Below are 26,662 nucleotides of genomic sequence, written 5' to 3' on the forward strand. Positions count from 1 at the left end.
TTGGTTTTCAGGATGATCATCATGGTTCGTAAATTTCTGATTTTATCTGTTTGTGTTTTGTTTTTGCCTGGCTGTTCCGCTCTGGGTGTGGCGGCTGGTGTTGGCGCTACTGCGGGCATTGCCGCAGCGCAAGAGGGCGGTTTGTCGGCTGCGGTTGATGATGCGCGCATTCAGATTGAGATTAATGATCTTTGGTTTAAGTATGACGTTGAGACATTTCGTAAGCTGGATCTGACGATTAATCAGGGGCGTGTTTTGATTACGGGGGTTGTGCAAGATCCGGAAGCTCGGGTGGAAGCGGTGCGGCTGGCTTGGCAACCTAAAGGTGTGAAGCAGGTGATTAACGAGATTCAAATTGCCGAGAGTGCGGGTATTGTTGGTTTTGCCAAGGATACATGGATTACAACACGGCTTCGTACGGCGATTACGTTTGATCGGGAAATATTGTCGATTAACTATTCAATCGATACGGTGCGCGGGACGGTTTATTTGATGGGCTTCGCTCAAAACCGCTCTGAGCTTAACCGGGTGATTGAAATAGCGCGCACGATTAACGGTGTGAATGGTGTGGTGAGCTATGTGAAATTTGTTGGCGGCAAGACACAAACTGGTGGTGTTGATGATGGCTCAACATATCAAAGTACGTATGACGATAATTATGTTTATCAGAACGCACAGGGACAAAGTGTTCCGGTGCGTCCGTATGAAGATTCAAATATGCCGATTGATTTGCGCGGGTCACAGCCTTCGCCTGATTATGGTACAGATTCGTCATCTTATTCGAATAATGTTGATCCGATGTTCTCTCAGGAGCCGTCTGCGCCTGCACGACCAACCCAGCGTCAGGGCATTGAAAGTGAAGAAATTCTCTGGAATGACCAGTAATCCTAGCGGACTGGAAGAGTTGTCTGGTGCATTCGATCCTGAAAGTTATATCCAGTCTTTAGGAAGCATACCTGATGATCGAATCAATCTGGCGCACGCGGCTTTGGCCTTGGCAGCGCTTAGTCATGAAGGCGTATCTTTGGGGCGCTATATTTATCATTTGCAGGTGATTGGTGATGAAGTGGGGGCGCGTTATGCAGAGATTTTTGGTGACAGTGCTAAAGCGCAATTAGAGGCTTTGAGCGATATATTGCACGGGCGTTATCATTATAGCGGTGATCGTGAAAGTTATGATGATTTACAAAACGCCAGTTTAATTCGGGTGATTGACCGGGCCAAAGGGCGGGCGATTGTGCTCAGTATTCTTTATATCCACAGTGCGCGGGCGCAAGGGTGGAATATTGTGGGGCTTGATGTTTCAGGGCATTTTCTGTGCCGTTTGGAAGCGGGCGGGCAGCGCATTATTTTTGATCCGTTTGAGGGTGGGCGCATTGTTGAGGCGCAAGATATGCGCGAAATTGTTAAGAGGGTTTTTGGGGCGCAGGCGGAGCTTTCGTCGGAATATTATGAGCCGGTGGGGAATCGGGGTATTCTGGTTCGTTTGCAAAATATTATCAAGTTTCGGCAGATTGAGGCTGAGGATTATCAAGGTGCGCTGGAAACTGTGCAACGGATGCGACAAATTGATCCGCAGGAATATCGGTTATTGCTGGATGAAGGGGTGCTTTTGGCGCGCACAGGTGAGCCGCGAGGAGCTATTGATTCGCTGGTTGCCTATATTGAAAAGGCGCCCAATTCGCGTGATCGGATGGAGGCTGAGCTGTTATTGCAGCAGCTTAATGATGCTCTGAATTAAAGAGCGGTGAAGGGTTTCGCGTGTATGAGCGTATATGTTTGTAAGGATAAGTTGGCTATAAAAAATGATGGCTCTTGCGCGGGTGTTTGTAACCGAATAGAACTTGATTCTGAACAGGCATCTGTACTGTTTATGGAGTGTGCTCAATCTTGTTAAGGAGAATATTATGACCCTCTCACTGTTCCGCAAAGTTTCGAAGGACTCTTTTGCACTGTCCCGGCTGATGATGATTTTGGCTGTTGTGTTTTTGGTTTCGGCTTGTTCATCGAACGATGACGAGGAGGTTATTTTTGATGGCCAGAGTGCGGCTGCGCGTGAGGGCATTACTGATGGGCCGTTGGATGAAATTTATCAAGGTGGTGCGCAGCAAGGACCGGCTCCTGGTACGCAGGCTGATCTGGTTGTTAATGTTGGTGATCGTATTTTCTTTGGTACGGATCGTTATGATTTGAACAATGAAGCGCGTATGATTTTGGATAAGCAGGCTGCCTGGCTTGAGCAATATTCGAGCTTGAATGTTACGATTGAAGGTCATGCAGATGAGCGCGGTACACGTGAATACAACCTGGCTTTGGGCGAACGCCGTGCAAACTCTGTGCGTAATTATCTGTCTGCGCTGGGTATTGCTCCATCACGCATTCAGGTCATAAGTTATGGTAAAGAGCGTCCGGCTGTTCCGGGTGCGAATGAGTCTGCGTGGTCACAGAACCGTCGTTCTGTCACCAAGATTGACTAACAAATTGTGATAAATGGTCTGTAAATGACGATTCTTTCTTTTTATATCCGCAAACGGAGGGCCTGGATTTTTTCAGGCCTTTTGGCTGTGGCGCTTGCGGGGTTACCGTTTATGGCGGGTGCGCAGGGGGGTGATTGGGATATGCAAAACCGCATTAAACGGTTGGAAAATGAGATCCAGACGCTCAGCCGTGCGGTCTATCGAGGTGAGAAGCCGCCTGCGGGCGTTGGCGGAGGCTTGTCTGGCGGGGCTGATGCCGAAATTCGATTGCAGCAGATTGAAACGGAAGTGCGTGGTTTGAGGGGGGATTTGGAAGAGCAGAGCTTTGAGATTCGTGAGCTTAAAGATCAGCTTGAGCGTTTTACCAGTGATATGGAATTGCGGATGAATGATCTGGAAGGTTCTGGAGCTTCGCGTTCCGGCAGCGCTGCGCCGGTGAGTGGGGCCAGTCGTTATACGGCTAGGCCGCTTAGAGATAGCAATCCACCGAGCGTTGTTGGTAGTGGCGTCGGGCAGACTTATCAGTGGAGTTCCAGTAATGCCAACAGTGGAGGTGCGGTCGGGCAGCTTGGTTCGTATACGGAATCGGGGGACGGGACATCGTCTTCTGATTTAGCGTCTGCAACTTATGAAAATGCATTTTCGATGGTGAAAAATCATCAATATAAGGGGGCGCAGGTCGAATTTGAGAGTTTCTTGCGTGATCACCCTGATCATCCGTTGGCGGGTAATGCTAAATATTGGCTCGGCGAGACACATTATGTACGCGGGAATTTTGAAACGGCTGCGCGGATTTTTGCTGAGGGGTATCAGCAATATCCGAAAGGTTCTAAAGCGGCGGATAACTTGCTGAAACTGGGGTTATCTTTGGATGCGCTGGGGAAGAAGGATGATGCATGCGTGGCGCTTCGTCAGCTTAAGAAAGAAAATCCGTCCGGGGCTGCGCCCGTGATGCGTCGGGCCGATCAGGAAATGTCCCGGATCGGGTGTTAAAGAGCTGCTATCGTTTAGCTGTTTGCTCTTTGGAAGCTGGTGAAATCTTTTGAATTTTGAAGACTTTAATCATCGTATGTTGGCGCTGGGTGTGGGGGGCACTGGGCCGATTGCTGTGGCTGTGTCAGGTGGGCCGGACTCTATGGCGCTGTGCTGGTTGTTGTCGCGCTGGGCGGATGGACGCGGGGTTTATGTTCATGCTTTGACGGTTGATCACGGGCTCAGGCCTGAAGCGGCTGATGAGGCTGTACAGGTAGGCGCGTGGTTGGATGGCTGGTCGCAGCAGGTGGGGCATCATATTTTGCGCTGGGAGACTCCAGCGGACACAGCCATTCAGGAAGAGGCGCGCAGGGCACGTTATGGTCTGATGGCTGAGTATTGTGAGTGTCATGATATTGAGTATTTGTTTTTGGCACATCACCGGGATGATCAGGCGGAAACGGTGTTGTTTCGTTTGGCCAAAGGCAGTGGGCTGGATGGGCTTTCCGGGATGCAGGAGTGTCAGGCTTATGATGAGCGTTTAACGTTAGTGCGGCCTTTGTTGGATTGTGGTAAGGCGGAGTTATTGAAATTATGCGGGGCGGAAGATATTTCATATTTTGAGGACCCCAGTAATGCAAATAGTGATTTTGCGCGGGTACGATTGCGTAAGGCGCGGTGTGTTTTGGAGGAAGAGGGACTTACTTCGAAGCGATTGGCGGTAACGGCACAGCGCCTAGGGCGCGCGCGCCGTGCTTTGGAGGTTATCAGCGCGCAGGCCTATCAAAATGCGGCCATTGAATCAAATACGAAACATATCGTATTTAAAATTAATATTTTATTTATGCAGCCTGAAGAGGTTATTTTGCGATGTTTGTTAAAGGCGTTGTCGGTTTTGCGTCCGCTATCCGATTATGCGCCGCGTATGGAAAGGGTTGAGGTGATTTTATATGATTTGATGGCTGTTAAAAATAAGGGCACGCCGTTTCGAAAGCGCACATTGGGGGGGGTGATGTTTGCAATGGACGAGAATTTGGGGATTTTGCGTTTGACGCGCGAGTATTCTTAAGAACCCTTTCGAAAAAGTCTGGGAAAGAAAAAAAGAGGCGTTTTTTATATGGTTCTTAATCATGATTGTTTGAAAAACCACGGTTTTAGCCTTGATTTTCCTTGTCTGGAGCGGAAATTGTACTACATTGGATATTCTGAATTAGAAGAAGGATAGGCAACTGTGAATGGATTTGGTCGCAATTTGATTTTCTGGCTGGCGATTGGCCTGACCATGATTTTCCTGTTCAATATTTTTCAGGGCGCGCAGCAAGGGGCAATTAACCGCGGGAATAAGATTTCCTATAGTGAATTTATGACGGATGCGCAGGCGGGGCGTGTTTCGAATGTCGTTATTAAAGGGCAGGAATTGCACGGCGTATTTGCTTCAAGCGGCGAAGAATTCAAGGTGATGGTGCCGCCGAACGAAAACGTGGTAGACCGCCTTCAGGGTAGCGCGGTGCAGATTGCGGCTGACAAGGAAGATCCTGAGCAGATTAGTTTGATGAGTATTTTGATTTCGCTGTTGCCTGCATTCCTGATCATCGGGGTGTGGATTATGTTTATGAAGCAAATGCAGGGCGGTAAAGGCGGCGGTGCGATGGGATTTGGCAAGAGCCGGGCTAAGATGCTGAATGAAAAGCATGGCCGTGTGACATTCGAGGATGTGGCGGGTATTGAAGAGGCTAAGCAGGAGCTGGAAGAGGTCGTTGAGTTTTTGAAGGATCCGCAGAAATTTAGCCGTTTGGGAGGGAAGATTCCGAAAGGGGCCTTGCTGGTCGGTCAGCCGGGGACGGGTAAAACGCTGATTGCGCGGGCCGTGGCCGGTGAGGCGGATGTGCCGTTCTTTACCATTTCCGGTTCTGATTTTGTGGAGATGTTTGTTGGCGTTGGTGCGAGCCGGGTGCGCGATATGTTCGAGCAGGGCAAGAAGAATGCGCCGTGCATTATCTTTATCGACGAGATTGATGCAGTGGGGCGGCACCGCGGGGCCGGGCTGGGCGGAGGGAATGACGAGCGCGAGCAGACCTTGAACCAGCTTTTGGTTGAGATGGATGGGTTTGAGTCCAATGAGGGCGTGATTATTCTGGCGGCGACGAACCGTCCGGATGTGCTTGATCCTGCACTTTTGCGTCCGGGGCGTTTTGATCGTCAGATTGTGGTGCCGCTTCCGGATATTAAGGGCCGGGAAAAGATTCTTGAAGTGCATATGAAGAAAGTGCCGCTGGCGAACAATGTTGAAGCCATTATTATTGCACGCGGGACGCCCGGTTTTAGCGGGGCGGATTTGGCAAATCTGGTTAATGAAGCGGCGCTTTTGGCGGCGCGGCGCGGCAAGCGCGTTGTGGGTATGGATGAGCTGGAAGATGCCAAGGATAAGGTCATGATGGGCTCTGAACGTAAGTCTATGGTGATGAGCGAAGATGAGAAAAAGCTGACTGCGTATCATGAGGCGGGCCATGCGTTGGTGGCGATGCATGAGCCGGCGTCCGATCCGGTGCATAAAGCAACGATTGTGCCGCGCGGGCGGGCGCTGGGTCTGGTTATGCGTCTTCCTGAAGCTGATCGGCTATCGATGAGCCTTGAGAAGCTGAAGGCAGATTTGTCTGTGGCGATGGGCGGGCGCGTTGCCGAGGAGATTATTTTCGGACATGATAAGGTTACGACGGGTGCGAGTAGCGATATTCAACAGGCGACCAATATGGCGCGCAAGATGGTTATGGAATGGGGTTTTTCTGATAAGCTTGGTACAATCCGCTATGCGCAGGATCAGGAAGAGGTTTTTCTTGGGCATTCGGTTGCGCAATCGAAAAATATGTCTGATGAGACGGCGGCGACCGTGGATTCTGAAATTCGACGGATTGTTGAGCAGGGCTATGACAAGGCCAAGCAGATTTTGACTGAAAATCTGGATGATTTGCATAAATTGGCCAAGGCTTTGATTGAATATGAATTGTTGTCTGGTGATGAAATCAAGGACCTGCTTGCCGGAAAGCCGATACTTCGTGATAGTGATAATGAACCGCCGGAGGATACGACACCAAAATCTTCTGTGCCATCAGGTGGAGGTTTTGCCAGTGGGGAAGCGCCACAAGGAGCTTAGATGTTTAGATTTTTATACCGTCTATACATAAGGGGAGAGTGCTATGTTTAAATTTGAGAAAAATATTGGAGATAAGGATAAAAAAGCCCGGATTGCTGCGGCGGTTGTGCTTTTTGCAGCGAGTTTCTTTATTTCCGGTGTTGTTGGGAATGTATTGATTTTGCTGGCGGTTGTTATGGTTGTTACCAGTTTTTTCGGTTTTTGTCCGGCTTATACGTTTATGGGCATGAATACGTGCTGTCGTGACGGTTCTTGTAAGGTTGAAAAGGCTGATGATGATCAGGCGTCTTCTGACGACAAGGATGCTTGAGTAGTCCTTTTTCCGGATTGTCCGTTATATAGGCTCGAAAGCCGGGGTGCTTGCGGCGGGTATTGATGTGCGCGCTGATTGTTTTCGAGAAAAGCAGTGTTTGTATAGCGGGTTTTTCTCGATGTCTTTGAGTATTTGTAAAAAAAGCTGCGTTGTTTCTTCAAGGCGTTGCGGGTCTTGAAGCAGGTCGTTGCGGATTTCGATCATGATAAAAGGCGTGTCGTATTTTTTGCTGAGTTTTGGCGCGGCTATTTTATTGCTGAACTGGCCGTCTTTCAGGTTGTATGGATACTGCGAAGCGGCGCGGTTGCCTATTCTTTCGATAAAGGCGTGTTCGATTAGTCTGGACAATATTGTGTCTTCAAAATAGGTGATGCCGATTTCATGGTCGCGGCCATGGCCGTGCCATTTAGGTGAAAAGCTGTGCAGTGCTATATGTGCTGCGCCATTATGGGTGTTTTTGATGTTCGAGACCAGTTTTTCTTCAGCTCTTGTATAGGTGTCGTAGATGGTTTTGCGCTGAGCGAGCTTTTCTTTGGAAATATTGTGGTTTCCGGGGACGCAGAGCCTGGCACCGTATTCAGAGGAATTCGGGGTCATGGCATATTCCCATGCGCGGTTTTTTTCAACCACCAGGCGCGATACGTTTGAAGCGATTGAGGACAGGTGCGGGCTGAGTTTGTTTAAGCGTTTGACCAGTTCGGCAGTTCCCCAGTCGCAGACTTCGTGGCGATGTTCATTGATGTCAGGATCAAACCACCATGCGGGCGCACCGAGTGGATTGCCGTCTTGATCGATCATATGCCGGGGGACTTTCCAGCCGGCGTGGGGCGCGGAGAGCGTGAAGGGGCTGAGTCCCGTGTGCAGGTGGTAAACGGGATCGTTTTCGCGCAAGGCAATGGCTCCGAGGTTTGTTTTCGGAGGGCCGGGGTCGCTGATTTCGCAGAATTGTACCGTCGTTGTTTGCGGTTTCATTATGTCTTTTGTTTCTTTTATTACGGAAACGGTAGAGATTTTTGAAATATATGACAATAAAAAAGTATATTTTGTGCACAAAAATGTGTTGATTGTCTGTGCGCGCGATGGGTCTGTGTGAGCGTGTCTGCGAATTCCGCGCTTGTTATCCTCCGTATTTGCCAGTACAACGGAGCTTGTGACATAGGAATATCTTGGAGTAAGGGTTTGTTATGGCGCTAGACAGTAGCGGGCGGATTGTGGATTATTTTTCTCAGTGTGCCGCAGGTGGTTTGTTTGAGAGAGTTTTTCCGAGAAAAAATCAGGCAGGTGCGGAAAAGAGTCCGGATGGCGGGACACCGGCGACGGCCAGAGATGTTTTTGAGTATTACAGGGGATTTTTTGAAAAGGGGTCTTCGGTGTGTTACGGAGAGGGTGGGGAGACGTTTTTAAGCTTTTCAGACCCTCTCTATAAGTGGGGCGATACGGAGTGGCTTGTTTACTCGGCGGAGTGTTTAGAGGGTGGCAGGGAAGACCTTTGTTTAACGTCTTTTAATGGTCGGCAGGGTGGTCATCAGAGGCTTTTCAGAATTGGCTATGAACCTTCTCAAGAAGGGGGGCTTCTCATTTTTATCGGAGGTTATGACGGAAGAGATGGTATGTATCATGGAAATGAGAAGCTCTATGAAATTTCAGGAAGATCTTTGGGTCAGGAAGTTTCTGCGTTATATAAAGATCTCGTAGAGACGGAGGGGTATTGGCCGTTTAACACGGTGTTGAAGCGTATTGCAAGCACGAAGCCCCCTGAGGCTTTAAGCGGTAACGGTCCGGATGTTCTGAAGCTTTGATTTATTAATTTGTTCTATGGATTTTTGAGGGTGTTGGTGATGACGCAAATGCAAAAACGGAAATATTTTGGAACAGACGGAATTCGCGGGCGGGCCAATAGCTATCCGATGACGCCGGGCATGGTGCAGCGGGTGGCGATGGCGACGGCGAAAGTGCTGCGCGAACGCCATGGCGGGCTGCCGACGGACCGGGTGGTGATCGGCAAGGATACGCGGTTGTCTTGTTATATGATTGAGCAAGCGATGACGGCCGGGTTTTTATCGATGGGGATGAATGTCATCCTTACGGGTCCGGTGCCGACGCCGGGGATTGCGATGTTGACGCGATCTTTACGGGCTGATGTCGGGGTGATGATTTCGGCTTCGCATAATTCCTTCGAAGATAACGGGATCAAGCTGTTTGGGCCGGACGGGTACAAGCTGGATGATGAGATTGAGCTGGAGATTGAAGCGGCGCTGGAAGAGGATCTGGGCGAGCATCTCGCGTTGCCCGGCGATTTGGGGAAAGCGGCGCGTTTGGATGATGCGATCGGGCGTTATGCGGAAAGTGTGAAGCGCTCTTTACCACGTGGAACAACGCTGGAGGGGCTTAAGGTCGTGGTGGATTGCGCCAATGGTGCAGCCTATAAGGTGGCGCCGCAGGTGCTTTGGGAACTGGAGGCCGAGGTTATATCGATTGGCGCGGAGCCGGACGGGCGCAATATTAATGATGGTTATGGTGCGACGGCGACCGAGAATCTGCAGAAGGCGGTTATTGAGCATAAAGCGGATATTGGCGTTGCGCTGGACGGGGATGCGGACCGGCTGATTATGGTTGATGAGACAGGCGCGAAGATTGACGGCGATCAGCTGATGGCGGCGCTGGCGGTTTCGATGCAGGAGGCCGGTGAGTTGCAAGGGAGTGCGTTGGTGGCCACTGTGATGTCGAATTTGGGGCTGGAGCGGTTTTTAAAGGAGCGGGGAATTTGTCTGATCCGCACGGCGGTTGGGGACCGGTACGTGTCCGAGACGATGCGGGCGGAAGGGTTTAATCTGGGCGGGGAACAATCCGGGCATTTGATTTTGTCGGATTTGAATACGACGGGTGACGGGTTGCAGGCGGCGATCAAGATTTGTTCGTTCCTGAAAGAGAGTGGAAAGAAGGCGAGCGCGGCGCTGCATTTGTTCACGCCGTTGCCGCAGATTTTGCGCAATGTGCGGTTTGAAAGCACGGTCAAGCCGCTGGACGCGGATGAGGTCAAGGCCGCGATTGAACAAGCGGAAAGTTCGCTGGTCAATGAGGGGCGCGTTTTGGTGCGGGCCAGCGGGACGGAAAGCCTGATCCGCGTGATGGCGGAAGGCGATGACCCGGGCAAGGTTGAAGGCGTGGTCAATGATCTGTGCGCGGTGATTGAGAAGGCAGTGGGGTAAAATTAGTCATAAATTACTTTGTTTTTGATAATATGCGTTGATTGTTGTAATCTCAAGAAAATAGAGGATAGCGGTTATAGAATAGGACTAAATTTTTGTTCATAATTTTTAAGGAGAATTAACATGAGATTTTCTGAAGTTGAAAATTACAATCTATCTGCAATAACTAAATATTTCAGTGAAAAATACGATATTGATAAAGATAAAGCAGACTTGATATCGTTAGAATTAAAGAGATATCTATTTTTAGTTGCAAAAAACAAACGACAGTATGGTATGGCCGGAATTGTTGATGAATACTGGCATACTTTTATACTGTCTACCGTTCAATATCATGATTTTTGTGATTTTTTAGGGGAAGGCTATATACATCACCATCCTGATACGGATGAAGAATCTGCAAGTGAAACGAGGGATGCATACAAACTTTTTTTTAATGATTATGAAATAGAGTTTGGTCACAGTCCGTTAAAGGGTATTTGGCCTTCTGTAAATGATGGTGGTCGTTGTAAGAACAGTTGTAAGGGATCCCCTTCATGTAAGAACAGGTGTAAAGGAACCCCTTCATGTAAGAATAATTGTAAAGGCGGTCCTCACCCATCTATGCAGAATGATCTTAAGGGTGTTAGTGCCTAAAGAGTTTGCATGTGGTGGTTTATCTGATTGCTTGGGTTGTTTAGTTTTTAGATGGTAGCTTGTTTTTTGATTTTATTGACTTTAAACGCTTTGCCCCTTAAGCGTTAGGGCATGAAAGATATTTCCCAAAATAGCGCCCTTCTGCCCAGTGGGTTTGAGGATTTGCTTCCCCCACAGGCGGAGGTGGAATATGACGCGATTGCGCGGCTGATGGCGGTATTTCGCAGTTTTGGTTATGCGCGGGTGAAGCCGCCGATGGCTGAGTTTGAGGAAAGCTTGCTGGCTCCGGGGCCGGGTGCGGCCTTGACGTCTGAAACATTCCGGGTGATGGACCCTGTAACGCATCGAATGATGGGGCTGCGCAGCGATATTACGGCGCAGATCGCGCGGATTGCGCGTTCGCGGCTTTCCGATGAGGCACGGCCTTTGCGGCTGACTTATGCGAATGACGTAATCCGTACAAAGGCTTCTCAGGCGCGCACACAGCGCCAGTTTACGCAGGTGGGTTGTGAGATGATCGGCCGGAACGATGTGGCCAGCGATGTTGAAATTTGTGTGGTAGCTTTGAAGGGTTTGGCTGCTTTGGGGGCTTGCGGCGTGACGATGGATTTTGCCTTGCCGCGGATTGTGGATGACCTTTTTGCGGTTACGAAGACGAGGCAGGATGATATTGACGGGCTGCGTCATACATTGGCCGGGCCGGTCGATAAGGCTTTGTCGGCGCTGGATGTATTGGCGTTGCCGGAGGCGGCGTGCGAGTATATTGCACGTTTGCGTGCGGTTGTTTCCGGAGTTGAAGCGGCGATCGCTGGGTTGGATATGAGTGCGATTTCTTTGACGATTGATCCGCTCGAAACGCGCGGGTTTGAGTATCATAGCGGGCTGGCTTTTACCTTGTTTGCAACGGGGATTCGTGGCGAGTTGGGCCGGGGTGGGCGCTATGATATTTATGAGGGTGAGCAGGCGAAGGAAAGTGCAGCCGGGTTTACGCTGTATATGGACACGTTGCGCCAAGGGTTGAAAGTGCAAGAGACTGCAGAGGTCAAAGAATTATCGGCGGATGCGGATTGGGCCGAGGTGGCCCGGTTGCAGGATGAAGGGTTTATTGTGAAACGGGGATAAATGGCCTTGCATGCTGATGAAAATCAGCATCTTTATGACAGGGGAGATCCTGACTTTCGTCAGGATGCGAGGGTAGAAATTTTAGAAAGGTATATAAAGGTATATAAATGACAAATGTTGCGGTGATTGGCGCTCAGTGGGGCGATGAAGGTAAGGGGAAGATTGTCGATTGGCTCTCATCTCGCGCTGATGTGGTGGTGCGGTTTCAGGGCGGGCATAATGCCGGGCATACACTGGTGATTGACGGAGTGACGTATAAGCTGCATTTGTTGCCTTCTGGGATAGTGCGTGAATCGAAGATTTCGATTATCGGCAATGGCGTGGTGATTGATCCGTGGGCCTTGATGAAGGAGATTAAAGCCATTCAAGAAAAAGGCGTGGATGTGAATCCAGACAAGCTTATGATTGCGGAGAATGCGCCGTTGATTTTACCGGTGCATGGGGCGCTGGATGAAGCGATGGAAGCAACGCGCGGGAGCAAACCGATCGGTACGACGAAGCGCGGGATTGGCCCGGCTTATGAAGATAAAATTGCACGCCGGGCGATCCGGGTTTGCGATCTGGAGTATCCTGATGTGATGCGTGAAAAGCTGGACCGGATGATGTTGCATCATAATGCGTTGCTTAAAGGCCTGGGTGCGGAAGAGGTGAGTGCAGACGATATTTTCGACAAGCTAATGGCTGTGCGAGATGAGATTTTGCCATACAGGTGCGTGACGTGGCGGGTGCTTGATCAGGCACGGGCTGAGGGCAAAAAGATTTTGTTTGAGGGGGCGCAAGGGATGATGCTGGATGTGGATCACGGCACATATCCGTATGTGACTTCGTCAAATATGGCGGCCGGGCAAGCGGCTACGGGGTCGGGTGTGGCTCCGGATGCCGTCGGTTATGTTTTGGGGATTACCAAGGCCTATACGACGCGCGTCGGGAGCGGCCCGTTTCCGACTGAGCAGGATAATGAAGTTGGGCAATTTCTTGGTGAAAATGGCCATGAATTTGGCACAACGACCGGGCGTAAGCGGCGTTGTGGCTGGTTTGATGCGGCATTGGTGCGTCAAACAATAAAGTTGGGCGGGATTCACGGGATTGCGTTGACGAAGCTGGATGTGCTTGACGGACTTAAGGAAATACAGATTTGCGTTGGTTATGAGATCGAAGGTGAGAAATTTGATTATCTTCCGGCTTCGCAAGTGAAACAGGCTGCGGCCAAGCCGATCTATGAAACCATGGACGGGTGGAGTGAGAGTACACGTGGAGCACGCACATGGGCGGAATTGCCGGCGGCGGCTGTGAAATATGTGAAGCATATTGAAGAGTTGATTGGCGCTCCGGTGACGCTGCTTTCTACGAGTCCGGAGCGTGAGGATACGATCTTGATGCAGGACCCGTTTGCGGGCTGATCAATTTACTTTTTGTATGAACATGGTTACAATGTGCGTTGCGCTTTATTTTTTAAGCGCATGCTTCATTTTGGCGTTGCCTGATTCTTAGGTAATGTAGCTATTTCATGTTAAAGAGTTCTTGTTATGTCTGAAGAAACAGGCGCTAAAGACAGTAAAGAGACGAAGATTTCTGAGGATTCTACCAGAGCGAATTCGTCTGATCATGGTGGTAAGGAGCAAAAGAAGTCTGGGTTGAAAGATTCGCAGAAAACTCAAGACGTTCAGGGTGAGAATGTTGCCGATTTTCAAGGTAAGGTCGGAATTCAATGCAAGGTGCCGTTATCAGAGTATAATTCCGGTCCGAACAAGGCTTATCGAGCGTATTCCAATGATAGTAATAAAACGCCTCTGATCGCTATTGTTTGTGAGCGGTATTTGGTGCCGCGTCGGGCGGCGGCTGATGTATATTCTACAATAGTTGATAACTCTCTTGCGAAGCTGGTTGCACATGGTGTTGTGTATTGGCCGCCGACCAAGAGGGAACTTTATGTTTTTATTTACTACGACAATCTTGGGAAGCCTTTGTTGCAGCGGGGAGAAAGGAACGCTTTAGGGTGGAGACAAGATGATGTAATGTCGCTTATCGTTAAACCATATGCCGGTATTTTACAGGATTTTCGCGATAAAGATTTTGTGCATGGGGCTATCCGTCCTGACAACATGTTTTGTGATGGTGTGCAGGGAAAGCCTTCCAAGATTATTCTGGGTGATTGTTTGTCTGTTTCACAGTCGTTGGCGCAGCCTGTTTTGTATGAGCCGATTGCGCGTGGAATGGCGGATCCTGTTGCGCGTGGAAAAGCTACGCCTACGATTGATCTGTATGCGCTTGGCGTTTCTATTGCAGTGATCATGCGTCACAACGACCCGCTTAAAGGGCTTAGTGATGATGAGATTGTCAGGCGCAAGATTTCACATGGTAGTTACAGCGCAGTTACTGGTAAAGACAGGTTTAAGGGTGAAATTTTAGAATTGCTACGCGGGCTTTTGCATGACGAGTCTTCGCAACGGTGGACGATTGATGAAGTTTTAGAGTGGCTGGATGGGCGGCGCTTGAGTCCGAAGCAATCTACGGCGATTAAAAAAGCTCCACGTCCGTTTGATTTAGGGGGTGATAAATATTTTGTTACGCCGCTCATGGCAATGGATATTGAAAATAAAGTTAAGGCCGTTAAGAGCTCTATTGAGGATGATAGTCTTTTAAACTGGATTGAACGTTCTTTAGAGGACGAGGATATCTCTGAACGGTTCCAAAAGGCTGTGGTGGATTCGCGTCAGCAATCTACCAGCTCTGGCTATGAATCATGTCTGGCGGGGAATGTGTCTATCGCTTTAGATACTGGTGCGCCTATACGTTTTCGGAATTTACGTTTGATTGGTGATGGTATTGGAAATGCAATTGTTGAGGCCATTGTTCTAAAACAGCCAATTGGCGCTTTTGTTGAGGTTTTTAGAAATTCATTGGTACTCAATTGGTTGTCGGTGCAAGATCCTCATATTATTGATGTGAACGGGTTGTTCGGTAAATTTGAAAAATGTCGCCGTTATCTTAAAACCAGCAAGTTTGGCGATGGTATTGAACGGGTGATTTATTTATTAAGTCCGGAATGTCCGTGTTTGAGTGAGGTGATTAAAGATTATTATATTGTTGGCGCGGATGATTTGCTCAATGCGTATGAGGATTTGTGTAAAAAGGGGCATGCATCCACAACGTTTTTAGATCTGCATTCTGTGGCGTTCTTATACGAAAAAGATCAAAAGGTTATTGAGCCGTATCTCTATGATTTGAATACTCATGAGAATCATAGGGTCATTGGCGCCAATTTGAAATGCCTGGCGGCGATACAGAAAAGATACAGTTTGGGCAACTTTCCAGCGATTGCCAAGGTGATGGCGCCGCGTTTGCAAGCGGTTGTAAAGCGTTATCATGATCGGCGCGTTCAGGAAAGAATGAGGGAGGCCGTAGCTGAGTTTCAATCGACAGGAGATTTAAAGAAAATTGCCAGTATTTTTGAAAATGCTGAGGTTGTGAAGAAAGATTTTTCATCTTTTCGTAAGGCTATGCTGGAGTTTAAAACGCTTGAAACAGAGCGTTTGAGGCTTGAGATGCGTATGGAAAATAAAATTTCCTTTGGTATTGAGACCGGGCGCGAAGTGGCTGCTATTCTTTCATGTATTTTGGCCTTTATTGTTATTGTGGGAACTGCGTTTGTGTTTTTGTCCGATAATACATTGTTTTAGGGATCTACTGAGAATGGCTAAAAAGAAAGTTGTACGGAAGAATACTGGTCAAAAAGCCAAGAAAAAGGGCGTCAAGCGTTCGGGTTCGGCTTGGACAAGCCTGTTTTTGATTGTTCTGGTTTTGATGGCGGCGGTGTTTTTGCCTGTTGCGGTGATTTTATTTATCGGATTGTTGCCGACTTTTGTAGCGTTTTATGCCGACCGTAATAAAAAGAAAATAAAACCTATCACGGTCGGGGCCATGAATATCGCCGGGTGTATGCCTTTTATTATGGAGCTGTGGACAACGGATATGTCTATGTCCAAGGCACTATCGATTATTGTGGACCCGATGGCGATTATTGTTATTTATTCTGCTGCTGGTGTTGGGTATTTGATTGATTGGGCGGTGACGATGTTGGTGGCTAATTTTCTTTATCAACGTGGTGGTTCACGCAAAAATACGATTGAAAAGCGACAGGCTGAGCTTATTGAGCGGTGGGGCGAAGAGGTGAATGGGAAAATTCCAATAGACCATGAAGGTTTTCCGGTTGAGGGTAGCGCTGGGGAAGGTACTTAAAATCCTATCTATACTTAAATAAATGTTCATATATAGGCGTCATACTGGAGGTGTTGGGTTATTGGGTATTTATGAAGCGTGCGCTAGCCGCTTTTTTTATGCCATAAATTTAAAACCAATTTAATTTAAATGATAAATATTGGGGTTGTGTTGGCTAAATTCTTGAAAAAATTCATTAAAAATGAAAAAGGTACAACGGCAATTGAGTTTAGCCTGCTGGCAATTCCGTATCTTATGTTGACGCTTGGTATCATTGAAATTGCGATTATGTATGCATCGGCCAGTTTGTTGGAAGGCGCTACGAATTCTGCATCACGGATGATTAGGACCGGTGAATTACAGCAATCGGGCGCAGATCCGGAAACTGCGTTCCGGGATGGTTTGTGTGATTATACGACGGTGTTGATAAACTGCAATGACGTGGTTGTTGAATCTTTGACCTTGAGCAGTTTTTCCGATGTGGCGACATCCCCTGCGCAATTTGACGCCGATGGCAACATGGTTAGTCAGGGGTTTGATGCCGGTGGTTCTGATGCCAGGATTTTGATCCGGGTGGCATATCGCTATGAAATGATGACGCCGTTTGTTGGAAGGCTGATTTCAGGTTCTGACAATTCACGCTTGTTTATGTCAACAATCGTTTTGCAAGTTGAGCCGTATGATTTCGCAGGGGCGGGGGCATGATCGTGAATTTTGTAAAATGCTGGTTTAAATCTGAAGATGGTGTGGCCGCCGTTGAAGCGGCGTTAGTTTTTCCAATTTTGTTGACGTTATTGCTTGGATTGGTTGATTTAGGAAATGGAATTTTGGCCAACCAAAAGGCTATTCGCGCTTCGCAGGTTGCGGCGGATCTTATCGCACGCAGCAGCGTTGTTGATACGTCGATGATTGATGATGCACTGGATGCCAGCGAGCTCGCGTTTCAGCCGTTTGATACGACTACGTATGGGGTGGATGTTGTCAGTGTTAGTTTTGATGACGATGCTAACCCAGTGATTGAATGGCGGGAAACGCGTAATATGACGCCTTTGGCGGATGTGGAGGTTCGGGTTGAGGATTTGGCGCAAGCCGGTGAAGGGGTTTTGGTTGTTGCGGTTGAATATCAATTTGAACCCATGTTTGCCGGTTTTCTTATTGAAGAAATCCCGATGCAGGAAATTGCCTTTGCTCGCGGGCGTCAGGGCGCGGTTATCGAACGGAATTAAAAATGGGCTGTATAGTCCTTAAAAAAGTAAAAACTAAGGTGGTTGTTATGCTTAAGAGAATGTTTTTAAATTTTGTGCGTTATTATCGCGATACGCGCGCGGCGATTGCGATCCTTTTTGCTTTGATGGCCCCCTTGTTGATCGGGACGGTTGGTATGGCGATTGATTTGTCGCAGGCTTATCTTGTTCAGCAGCGCTTGGCGCAGGCGATTGATGCGGCGGCTCTGGCGGCGGCGGCTATTTCCAGTGATGAGGCGACGATTGAACAAAAAGTTCAAGATTTTTTTGATGTTAATTATCCGCCAGAAAAATTAGGCGTTACGTTTGATCCTGTTGTTGTCATTGAGGGAAATCTGGTGACGGTGACCGGTAATGCGAGTTATTTAACCTCGTTTCTGCGGGTGCTTGGTATTGATAACATTGATGTTACGGCCGAGACGGTTGTGCAGCGTGAGGTGAAGGGGCTGGAGGTTGTTCTGGTTCTGGATAACACCGGCTCGATGGCGTCGAATAATAATATTGGCAAGCTCCGTACGGCGGCATGCGAGTTTGTAGAAATTTTATATGGTACATATGATGAGGATGCGTCTGGTGATTGCTTGGATCGTTATGGCTCCTATGTTACGGCGCAGAACGAATATGTGAAGATCGGGCTGGTTCCTTATGCTACATCTGTGAATGTCGGTCCTTACGGGTTGGGCTATGACGATGATGGTAATGTGTATGCCGATCCTTTCTTGAATAATCCTCTGGGGCTGAGTTTCAGTAATGATGCGGATACGAATATCTGTATTTTGGAAGAAGATGACGGTAGCGATGTGCTGGATCATAGTGGACCGTGGTATATGTATCGCTGGTGCCGGGATAAGAATGATGATAGCGCGCAGTGTAATTATTATAACAATTATATCTGCGTCGGTGATCAGTATAACTCGTCCGGTTCAACTTGTCTGGATTGGGATTATTCTGCTGGAGCCAGAACGGTTTACCGGGCGCCTGAATATAGTTGTCCAGCGGCGTCTGTGTTGCCTTTAACGGATGATATGACGGCGCTCAAAGACCGGATCGGAGAAATGGAAGCCAATGGCTGGACATTCGGGAATATCGGTATGGCCTGGGGTTGGCGAATGCTTTCTCCCGAGGTGCCGTTTACCGAAGGGGTTGATTGGGATAATACCGCCTGGCGCAAGGTGGTCGTTATGATGACCGATGGTGATAATGTGCGCTCCAGCCCTTATGGTGGTTTTGGTATAAACGGTACGCATTCTGTCAGCAGTTCCAGTGTTTTGGATGATCGCCTGAGAGATGTTTGTGAAAATATGGACGCACAGGACAATGTGACTGTCTATACGATTACCTTCGATACGGGGGGGATTGATTCAACCACGGAGCAGCTCTATGAGGATTGTGCCGGTAATGGCGGCTCGCATAAGCATGTGACGACGTCTGATGAGTTGATTCAGGTGTTTCGCAGTATCGCGCAGGAACTCAGCAATCTGCATATTAAGAGTTAAACGCATAAAAGATTATGCGTGACAGGAAGCCTTGCTGATGTGATCTGCAAGGCTTTTTGAGTGGAATATTAGTAAAGGCCTGGTGTTTTATTGTGCTTTATTTTTGTTTTTAAAAACTGCTCAGAAAAAGTGAAATAAAACAGAGTCTTTTTGAGTTGTTTAAGTATTTTATAAGTAAATATAAAGTAAATATCAGTATTGAAAACTATTTAAAATTTTATTTAAAAAAGATTCAATTTTATACTTGAAGGGTGGTGATTTTTTATTGTATTATTGCTGCAAATACTGCGTTTTTTAACCTTCCATTAATCAACTTTCGATATTCTAAAAGAGTAAACGGTTGGGAGCTTCAAGTCCTTAAGTCTCATTGGTTTTGAAGTGTGGGTAACCGGAATTCGAAAAAATCTAAAAGGAGAAAACCATGTTGAAATTGCTTGCTTTGAAAGATGCTTATCTTAGAAACGAAGACGGTGCAACGGCTATTGAATACGGCCTTATTGCTGCCGGTATTGCGATTGCGATTGTTGCAGTTGTGTTTACGCTCGGTGATGAAATCTCAGCGACTTTCCAAGATGTTGAAGATGAACTTGCTGCACGTTAATATGTGCTGATGTTTTAGGAAAAGCCCATCCTTGGCGGGTGGGCTTTTTTATTGTTCTTTGTATGTGGGTTTCTGCACATGAAAAAATTTCTTCAAATCTATGTTTGTTTTTCTGCTTTCATTCAGGCGTTTTGGCTGGAGCGTAAAGCGGCGACAGCAATTGAATATGCTTTAATGGCAGGTGGGATTGCTTTGGTTATTATCGCGGTTGTGTTTGCAATTGGTGATGAGCTCGCTGTTCTTTTTCAGGAGGTCGAGGACGGTTTCTCCGGTCCTTAACTTTTTCAATTATTCCTTTTTCAGGGTTTCGATTATGCTTCTTCTTATCGTCTTTTTGATGTGTTTGTTTGTGGTGATTGGTACGGGCGGGCTGTCGGCGTTGTCGGATTTGCGCGGTATGACTATTCCCAACCTGCACAGTTTGATCGTGCTGGGTGCATTTGTGTTTTGCTATGGTGCTTTGTGGTTTGGTGGGCGCGATGACGTGTTTGCGTCTTTAGCTTCACATATTGTTGCGGCTCTTATTGTGTTTTTGATCACGCTGGCGATGTTTATGGGTAAATTGATGGGTGCTGGAGATTCCAAGTTGGCAAGCGCGCTTGCGTTATGGGCCGGTTTAAAGGGATTGGTGCCGTTTATCTTTTATATGAGCGTTGCAGGCGGCGTTCTCGCTTTAGCGGCTCTGGCACTTAAGAAATGGGCGCCTGTGAAGGCTCCTAAGCCTGAGAGTTGGGTGGCGCAGGTGCAAGGCGGGGCGAGTAAGGTTCCTTACGGCGTTGCAATTGTGCTTGGCGCGCTGGCATCTTTTGTAAAAATAGGGTATTTTGATCTGGATGTTTTATCATCGTTTGTTGTTGAGTAGTTCCTTAAGCGCCTGTTTTTCTGCTTTTCTTTGTAATTTTTTAGGTTTTACGCTTTTTTAAGAAAATAGGCGCATCATAAAAATAGACTATTTATTTTGCCTGTTTCGGGCTTTGCTGCGTTCTTTTGCTATATTTTCAATAATACAAAAACCGGATGAGGTTTTGCTATGAATAAGAATATTCTCATTGTTCTTGGAGGTGCTGTGCTTGTGGCTGTGTTGGTTGCCATGCTTGTGCAGGTGACTTTGGGTGGCAAGAAGGAGGCGGCAGCCTTGCAGGAGGCTAAGGTTGAGGTTCTTGTGGCGTCAAAAGATCTGGTGCTTGGACGTGAGTTGAAAGAGGGGGATATGCGTTGGCAGGAATGGCCGAAAAGCAGCGTGTTTCCTGGTGCGGTTTTACGTCAGGATGAGCAGAAGCCTGAAGAAGCTCTTGAGGGGCGTTTGGGGCGCAATGTTGCCAAAGGTGAGCCTGTTATGAAGAGTGCGATGCTTGGGCAGGTGAAAGGTAATTTGGTTGCGGCGACTTTGGAGCCCGGTCAGCGCGCGATTGCGATTGAGGTTTCCGCGTCAACTATGGTGGGTGGTTTTATAGGCCCTGGTGATTTTGTCGATGTGATTTTGACTTATAAGGAAAGTATTCGCACCGAGGATGATAATCCGCAAATTACGCAGATGATTGAGTTGAACCTCGATAAGATGGCGACGGAGACGATCTTGCAGAATGTGAAGGTTCTTGCGGTTGATCAACTGGCCGAGCGTCCCGAGGATGATAAGATTAAGGTTGGTAAAACTGTGACGCTGGCTGTAGGGGCTCAGGATGCTGAGCGTTTATCTCTGGCTTCCCAGCTTGGCGAGTTGACTCTGGTGCTGCGCGCTGTTGGTGATGATGTGCTTGTTGAAAAGAAATGGCCGACTATATCTGATGCGCGCCTGACGAGTATGGGCGATGAAGTTTATGCCGAATATGAAAAAATGAAAAAGGATGCTGGAATTAATCGTAATATTGTGCGAATCTATAGCGGTGAGCAAGTCACGGCAATTCCTGCTCGTTAAATCTCTTAGCATTCTTTGCTGTCAATTTTGTTTCTCTTCTCTGCGTAACTAACTGAAAGTCTTATAGATGATGACGATGTCCACATTTTTATCCAGAATTAGGGCGGCGCTGGCTTTGGCGGCGGTGTTTGTTGTATTTATGGCCCCTTTGGCGGTTACGGCGGCCAAAGGTGATTTGAAAACGCTCCAGAGCGAAATGAAAATCAAGGCGCCATTAACGATTACGCTTGGTAAAGCGGATTTGGTTTCGGTCGAGGGAGATGTTTCGGATGTGTTGGTTGCGGATCCTTCGATTGTTGATGTCATGGCTGTGCAGAGTAACAGCTTGTATGTCGTTGGTGTGAATGTTGGTGATACGAACATTATTGCGCTGGATGCGATGGGGAATATCGTGAAGCGGATTGATATTCATGTCGCGTATGATTTGCAGGCTATTCAGTCGCTTGTGAATGAGCTGTATCCCGAAGAGACTGTTAAGGTCGGGGCTATTCATGACCAGATTTTGTTGACGGGGACGGTTTCTAATCCTGATGTGGCTTCCAAGATTACCAATATTGTCGGGCATTATGTAAGTGATCTTCAAGATGAGGATGATCCGATTGATGAATTGATTTCCAATCTTTTGGAAGTGCGCGGCGAGCAGCAGGTGATGTTGCAGGTTAAGATTATGGAAGCTTCACGCACGGCGCTTAAAGAGCTGGGGATGGAAACGTATATGAACGATCCGAACGAGCTTTCAACGACGACCTTGTTTGGCGGTAATCCCGGTAGTAGCGTGACGTCGCGCGGGGATCAGTTTACGTTTGGTACGGGCGGCGGGATTGCGTTGTCTCAGGATGCAGCGGGGATCGCAGGTGGTCTTATCGAGAGCGGCTTGCGTGGTGTTGGTCTGATTGGGCTGGAGCTTAATGCTCTTGAAGAGCGTAATTTGGTCAATATTCTGGCTGAGCCGAATTTGACGGCGGTGTCCGGTGAGCAGGCCGGCTTTTTGGCCGGTGGTGAGTTTCCTGTGCCTGCTGGACGTGATCAGGTTGGGAATATCATTATTGAGTTTCGTGAGTTCGGCGTATCGTTGAATTTCCGTCCTGTGGTGTTGTCCGGCAAGCGGATCAGTCTGCAGATGAATACGGAAGTGTCTTCACTTGATTTTGAAAATGCGGTGACGCTGGCTGATCTGGTTGTGCCGGGTCTGGATATTCGCCGGGCGGATACGACTGTGGAAATCCCCAGTGGTGGCAGTTTGATGATTGCCGGGATTTTACGTTCTGATGCGCTGGAAGGGATGACCGGTTTGCCGGGGATTAGTAAGACGCCTGTTCTTGGCGATCTTGTTAAGTCTGACAGCTTTCAGCGTAGCGAAACTGAGTTGGTTGTGATTGTGACGCCATATCTGGTTGAGCCTTATGCGGAAGAAGACCGTGCGGCACCTGTGCCGAAGCAGAAAAATAATCCGTTGGCGCAAGCGTTTGCTGCCAATATTCGTAGGGTCTATGACGTTGAGGATGAGGCGATTTTTGCTCTGGATGAGCAATTTGGATATTTGCTGGATTAAGGGGTGATTGATATGTCTGTGAGAACAAGCAAAAAACATAGATGGACGGTGTCTTTGCCTTATACGATTTTAGGTATGATTACGCTCGCAATGGTTTTGAGCGGGTGTTTGTCTGAGCCGACGATGCTTAATCAAAACCGTGTGCAAGTGCAGGAAGAGACATTTACCGATACGTTGCCGGCTTCGGAATTGAGCGGATCGGCTGTACAAGGCTTGGCCAGGCATTACGATCAGCACGGTGGCGGGCCTTTGGAGTTGACGGTGACGTATGATCCTAAATCCAGATCGGCTAATGCGATGCATGCCAATGATGAAGCTGCGCGCATTGTGAAGGAGTTGCGCGCTGCCGGTGTGCATAGCGTAGATGCAAATATATTGCCGGTGAATGGTTCTGGCGGCATGAATGCGATGGTATCTTATACGGCCTATAATGCTTTGGCTCCGAAGGATTGCAGTACAATTCCAGGCTTTGAAGATTTGGATGTTAAGGTTGATGAGGACTATAGGCTTGGTTGTACGACTGAAACATTGTTCGCGCGTCAAGTTGCCCGGCCTAAGGATCTTAAAGGACAGGGCACGGTCGATCCTATTACCGACGGTCGCCGCATGAGTAATACGGTTGCTGTGTATCGCATGGGTGTGCCTAATGAGCCGTTGGATGGTGAGAGCGCGTCAGAATAGGGCTGAAGACTGCTCATAAAGTGTTAAACAAATGGAACTATAATTTAAATGGCTTTAAATAAGCATGACGGACGAGGATAAAAATAATAATCAATGAGTGAGGTAGACAGTCAGGCAACCTCTATACTGCTTCCTGCATCGAGTGTTGCTGTTTATTCAAAAGATCAAAAGACATTACAGGCCGCCAGAGATCTTGAAAATGATTGGCGGTTTGCGCGCGTTAGTGTGCAGGATGAGGAAGGTGATGTCGAGAATGCTATTGCGACGTATCAGGATATTGCTTCTCCGACACTGATTATTATTCAGACCGATGTGATTGATAAAAGCTTTACAGCGCGTCTTGAGGAATTGGCCGGACATTGTGAAGCAGGCACTTCGGCGATTATTGTCGGGCCGGACAATGATGTGAATTTGTATCGTCGTTTGATTGATATGGGGGTAAGTGATTATCTCGTGCGCCCTATAAGTTCAGCGGATTTGGCTAAAGTCGTTTCCAAGGCCTTGATCGAAAAGATAGGTGTAACGGGAAGCCGTCTGGTTGCCGTGATGGGGGCGAAGGGTGGTGTGGGATCGTCTATTATTTCTGAAGCGCTGGCTTGCGGTTTGACCGATATTTTGGGGCAAAAGGCGATTTTGCTTGATGCATCCGGCGGATGGTCAACTTTGGCAGTTGGTTTGGGATTTGAGCCGAGCACAACGCTGAGCGAGGCTGTGCGCGCGGCGGAAAATGCTGATGAGGATAGCTTGAAGCGTATGCTTTATACGGTGAGTGACAAGCTTAGTGTGCTGGCAACCGGCGGTGATGTGATGTTGGAACAGGGGGTAAGCCCAGATCAGCTCGAAACGCTAATTGATATGTTGATGGTGAAATATCCGTTTGTGATTGTTGATTTGTCTCAATCTGCAGCGGCGCTACAGAAAATTATTTTAACGCGGGCAAACCAGATTTTGGTGACGGCTACGCCGACTTTGCCGGCTTTGCGGCTTGCACGCAGTCTTATTCAGGAAGTGAAAGAGGTGCGCGGCGGAGAAGATAGCGATGTTAGCTTGATTGTCAATATGCAGGGGCAGGCACCCGCTAATGAAGTGTCAAAGTCTGATATTGAAAAGGCGATGGAGTTCAGTGTAGCGGCGTATTTGCCCTATGATGCGAAGATGTTTTTGGGAAATGAAAGTGAGAGCCGCAAATTGACCGATGATAAGGTTGCGCGCGATTTGATTAAAAAGACGTTGTTGCCGGTTTTGCAGAAATCTTTAACGGAAATTACAACTGAAGGCGCTGAAGAGGGCGGTGAAGAAGGCGGCTTTTTGGGTAATTTGCTTGGCAAGTTAAAGTCTAAAGGGTGATGGCATCGCGCGGGCTTTTAAGTTTTAAGTAGGACGTATTTCTATGTTTGGAAAGAAAACTTCAGATCAGGGCGGTTCTGCATCTTCGCCAAAGCCGAAGGTGGAGAAAAAGCCTGCGCCGAAAGAGGTTAAGGTTGAAGAGAAGAAGTCTGCTCCTGTATCTGCACCAAAATCAGATCCAGAGCCGGTGAGGGATGAAAAACCGCAAGGCGGGGAGGCTGATAATCCTGCGGCGATGTTGGCTGGATTAGGGGACGCGCTTGAGAAGAAGTCCGATGATAAGGCAGTGGTTGGAGAGAAGGCTGCTTTTGTTCCTGAAAATCCTAAATCTGTTTCCAAGAAGAAGGTAGAGGGGGAAAAGGGAAAACCCACGGCAAAAGATCCATTTTCTGAGGAGATGGCGCCGGCGGAAGAAGAGGGGGAAAATAGTACGGATTCTATAACGACGCTTCGGTTGCAGCGTTCACGCAATCGAATCTGGCTTGATTTGCGTGACGGGATTGATCTGAAAGCTTTGGCAAATATGGAGGCCAAGGCGGCGCGTGAAGAAGTTTTGAGCGCGGTTGAGGAAATTGCGCGGTTCCGTAATCTCGATTTGACTGCTGCGGAGTTGCAAAGTATTGCCAAGGAATGCGCCGACGATATGCTTGGTTTTGGTCCTTTGGAAGAGCTTTTGGAGCAAGACGGTATTGCCGATATTATGATTAACGGACCGGATACGACCTATATTGAGATTAACGGTAAGATTGAAAAAGCGAAGATTAAATTCCGTGATAACCAGCATTTGACGACGATTTGTCAGCGGATTGTGGGAGCAATCGGCCGACGAGTTGATGAAGCCAGTCCGATTTGTGATGCGCGCTTGCCGGATGGCAGCCGTGTAAACGTGATTATCCCACCTTTGGCTGTGGACGGCGCGTGTATGACCATTCGTAAATTTACCAAGGATAAGCTGACGCTTGATAAGTTGCAGCAATTTGGATCAATGACGCCGAGTTGTGCGAAGTTGATTATGGCGATTGGTCGTTGCCGGGTGAACGTGCTGGTCTCTGGCGGTACGGGGTCCGGTAAGACGACGATGCTGAACTGTTTGACGCGTTATATTGAGCCTGGTGAACGGATTATCACATGCGAAGATGCATGTGAATTGCAGCTGCAGCAGCCGCATGTTGTGCGTCTTGAAACGCGCCCGCCAAACCTGGAAGGGGTGGGTGAGGTGACGATGCGCGATTTGGTAAAAAACTGTCTGCGGATGCGCCCGGAGAGGATTATTGTTGGTGAGGTGCGCGGCCCGGAAGCATTTGATTTGCTGCAGGCGATGAATACAGGTCACGATGGTTCGATGGGTACGGTGCACGCTAACAACCCGCGCGAGGCTTTGAGCCGGATGGAAAATATGATTGCAATGGGCGGTTTGAATTTGCCGCAGCAAGCGGTGCGTGAACAGATTGCGGGTGCGGTGCAGGTGATTATTCAGGTGCAACGTTTGCGTGACGGGTCGCGAAAAACAACGCATGTGACTGAGATTACCGGGATGGAGGGCGAGGTTGTCACCATGCAGGATCTTTTTGTGCTGGATATTGAGGGTGAAGATGAACATGGCAAGCTTGTGACTAAACATCGTTCTACAGGTTTGCGGCCTAAATTTTTTGATAATGCGCGTCAGTTTGGGGTTGACGGGATGGTGCTGGAAGCTATGGAAGGCGCTTTCGACTAAAAATTTATCTG

26 protein-coding genes are annotated in these 26,662 nt (G+C 48.2%); 25 read left to right on the plus strand and 1 reads right to left on the minus strand.

Annotated features, from left to right (window positions below; translation table 11 throughout):
• The first annotated feature begins 12 nt into the window (after window positions 1–12).
• From H6859_00645 to H6859_00675, 7 genes are all read left to right on the plus strand, one after another.
• Window positions 13–885, plus strand: a complete 873-nt coding sequence (locus tag H6859_00645; GenBank protein ID USO05747.1) for a BON domain-containing protein — start codon at window positions 13–15, stop codon at window positions 883–885.
• Window positions 875–1,741, plus strand: a complete 867-nt coding sequence (locus H6859_00650; GenBank protein USO05748.1) for a transglutaminase family protein — start codon at window positions 875–877, stop codon at window positions 1,739–1,741. Before H6859_00645 ends, H6859_00650 begins: the two co-directional genes overlap by 11 nt.
• 226 nt (window positions 1,742–1,967) lie before the next feature.
• Window positions 1,968–2,477: a peptidoglycan-associated lipoprotein Pal gene (gene pal, locus H6859_00655; GenBank protein USO06648.1), complete on the plus strand. Its 510-nt coding sequence runs from the start codon at window positions 1,968–1,970 to the stop codon at window positions 2,475–2,477.
• A 24-nt stretch (window positions 2,478–2,501) separates the two neighbouring features.
• On the plus strand, window positions 2,502–3,470 hold the full coding sequence (ybgF, locus tag H6859_00660) for a tol-pal system protein YbgF (GenBank protein ID USO05749.1): 969 nt from the start codon (window positions 2,502–2,504) through the stop codon (window positions 3,468–3,470).
• A gap of 49 nt (window positions 3,471–3,519) precedes the next feature.
• Window positions 3,520–4,518, plus strand: coding sequence for a tRNA lysidine(34) synthetase TilS (gene tilS / locus H6859_00665; protein USO05750.1), 999 nt, complete (start codon window positions 3,520–3,522; stop codon window positions 4,516–4,518).
• Between the two features lie 162 nt (window positions 4,519–4,680).
• Entirely contained in the window at window positions 4,681–6,600 is a 1,920-nt protein-coding gene (locus H6859_00670; GenBank protein ID USO05751.1) for an ATP-dependent metallopeptidase FtsH/Yme1/Tma family protein, read from the plus strand.
• Window positions 6,601–6,643: 43 nt separating this feature from the next.
• Complete coding sequence (locus H6859_00675; GenBank protein USO05752.1) at window positions 6,644–6,910, plus strand: DUF2892 domain-containing protein; 267 nt, start codon at window positions 6,644–6,646, stop codon at window positions 6,908–6,910.
• A 24-nt stretch (window positions 6,911–6,934) separates the two neighbouring features.
• On the opposite strand, the gene H6859_00680 is transcribed toward H6859_00675, so the two are convergent.
• Window positions 6,935–7,885: an N-formylglutamate amidohydrolase gene (locus tag H6859_00680; GenBank protein ID USO05753.1), complete on the minus strand. Its 951-nt coding sequence runs from the start codon at window positions 7,883–7,885 to the stop codon at window positions 6,935–6,937.
• A gap of 212 nt (window positions 7,886–8,097) precedes the next feature.
• On the opposite strand from H6859_00680, the gene H6859_00685 reads away from it, so the two are divergent.
• From H6859_00685 to H6859_00770, 18 genes are all read left to right on the plus strand, one after another.
• Complete coding sequence (locus H6859_00685; GenBank protein ID USO05754.1) at window positions 8,098–8,712, plus strand: hypothetical protein; 615 nt, start codon at window positions 8,098–8,100, stop codon at window positions 8,710–8,712.
• A gap of 39 nt (window positions 8,713–8,751) precedes the next feature.
• Complete coding sequence (locus H6859_00690; protein USO05755.1) at window positions 8,752–10,122, plus strand: phosphoglucosamine mutase; 1,371 nt, start codon at window positions 8,752–8,754, stop codon at window positions 10,120–10,122.
• A 123-nt stretch (window positions 10,123–10,245) separates the two neighbouring features.
• On the plus strand, window positions 10,246–10,758 hold the full coding sequence (locus tag H6859_00695; protein ID USO05756.1) for a hypothetical protein: 513 nt from the start codon (window positions 10,246–10,248) through the stop codon (window positions 10,756–10,758).
• A gap of 111 nt (window positions 10,759–10,869) precedes the next feature.
• Window positions 10,870–11,880 (plus strand): ATP phosphoribosyltransferase regulatory subunit, encoded by a 1,011-nt coding sequence (locus H6859_00700; protein ID USO05757.1) that lies wholly within the window; start codon window positions 10,870–10,872, stop codon window positions 11,878–11,880.
• Window positions 11,881–11,987: 107 nt separating this feature from the next.
• Window positions 11,988–13,280 carry an adenylosuccinate synthase gene (locus H6859_00705; GenBank protein USO05758.1) on the plus strand — a complete coding sequence of 431 codons (1,293 nt, stop codon included), beginning with the start codon at window positions 11,988–11,990 and terminating at the stop codon, window positions 13,278–13,280.
• 126 nt (window positions 13,281–13,406) lie between these two features.
• Window positions 13,407–15,560 carry a hypothetical protein gene (locus H6859_00710; GenBank protein ID USO05759.1) on the plus strand — a complete coding sequence of 718 codons (2,154 nt, stop codon included), beginning with the start codon at window positions 13,407–13,409 and terminating at the stop codon, window positions 15,558–15,560.
• A gap of 13 nt (window positions 15,561–15,573) precedes the next feature.
• The gene (locus tag H6859_00715; GenBank protein USO05760.1) at window positions 15,574–16,119 is read left to right on the plus strand and encodes a hypothetical protein; all 546 of its coding nucleotides are present in this window, start codon (window positions 15,574–15,576) and stop codon (window positions 16,117–16,119) included.
• Window positions 16,120–16,281: 162 nt separating this feature from the next.
• Window positions 16,282–16,803 carry a pilus assembly protein gene (locus tag H6859_00720; GenBank protein ID USO05761.1) on the plus strand — a complete coding sequence of 174 codons (522 nt, stop codon included), beginning with the start codon at window positions 16,282–16,284 and terminating at the stop codon, window positions 16,801–16,803.
• Entirely contained in the window at window positions 16,800–17,324 is a 525-nt protein-coding gene (locus tag H6859_00725) for a pilus assembly protein (protein ID USO05762.1), read from the plus strand. Before H6859_00720 ends, H6859_00725 begins: the two co-directional genes overlap by 4 nt.
• 47 nt (window positions 17,325–17,371) lie before the next feature.
• Window positions 17,372–18,838 carry a pilus assembly protein gene (locus tag H6859_00730; protein USO05763.1) on the plus strand — a complete coding sequence of 489 codons (1,467 nt, stop codon included), beginning with the start codon at window positions 17,372–17,374 and terminating at the stop codon, window positions 18,836–18,838.
• Between the two features lie 421 nt (window positions 18,839–19,259).
• Entirely contained in the window at window positions 19,260–19,439 is a 180-nt protein-coding gene (locus tag H6859_00735; GenBank protein ID USO05764.1) for a Flp family type IVb pilin, read from the plus strand.
• Between the two features lie 78 nt (window positions 19,440–19,517).
• Entirely contained in the window at window positions 19,518–19,718 is a 201-nt protein-coding gene (locus tag H6859_00740; protein USO05765.1) for a Flp family type IVb pilin, read from the plus strand.
• Between the two features lie 34 nt (window positions 19,719–19,752).
• Window positions 19,753–20,301, plus strand: coding sequence for a prepilin peptidase (locus tag H6859_00745; protein USO05766.1), 549 nt, complete (start codon window positions 19,753–19,755; stop codon window positions 20,299–20,301).
• A 168-nt stretch (window positions 20,302–20,469) separates the two neighbouring features.
• Window positions 20,470–21,354: a Flp pilus assembly protein CpaB gene (gene cpaB / locus H6859_00750; GenBank protein ID USO05767.1), complete on the plus strand. Its 885-nt coding sequence runs from the start codon at window positions 20,470–20,472 to the stop codon at window positions 21,352–21,354.
• 76 nt (window positions 21,355–21,430) lie between these two features.
• A complete protein-coding gene (locus H6859_00755) occupies window positions 21,431–22,906 on the plus strand; it encodes a type II and III secretion system protein family protein (GenBank protein ID USO05768.1) in 1,476 nt (491 codons plus the stop codon).
• Window positions 22,907–22,918: 12 nt separating this feature from the next.
• A complete protein-coding gene (locus H6859_00760; protein USO05769.1) occupies window positions 22,919–23,587 on the plus strand; it encodes a hypothetical protein in 669 nt (222 codons plus the stop codon).
• Between the two features lie 93 nt (window positions 23,588–23,680).
• Window positions 23,681–24,934, plus strand: coding sequence for an AAA family ATPase (locus tag H6859_00765; protein USO05770.1), 1,254 nt, complete (start codon window positions 23,681–23,683; stop codon window positions 24,932–24,934).
• Window positions 24,935–25,331: 397 nt separating this feature from the next.
• A complete protein-coding gene (locus H6859_00770) occupies window positions 25,332–26,651 on the plus strand; it encodes a CpaF family protein (GenBank protein ID USO06649.1) in 1,320 nt (439 codons plus the stop codon).
• Window positions 26,652–26,662 lie beyond the last annotated feature (11 nt).

This window comes from Rhodospirillales bacterium, assembly GCA_023898785.1.
Classification (GTDB): Bacteria; Pseudomonadota; Alphaproteobacteria; order Micavibrionales; family Micavibrionaceae; genus TMED27.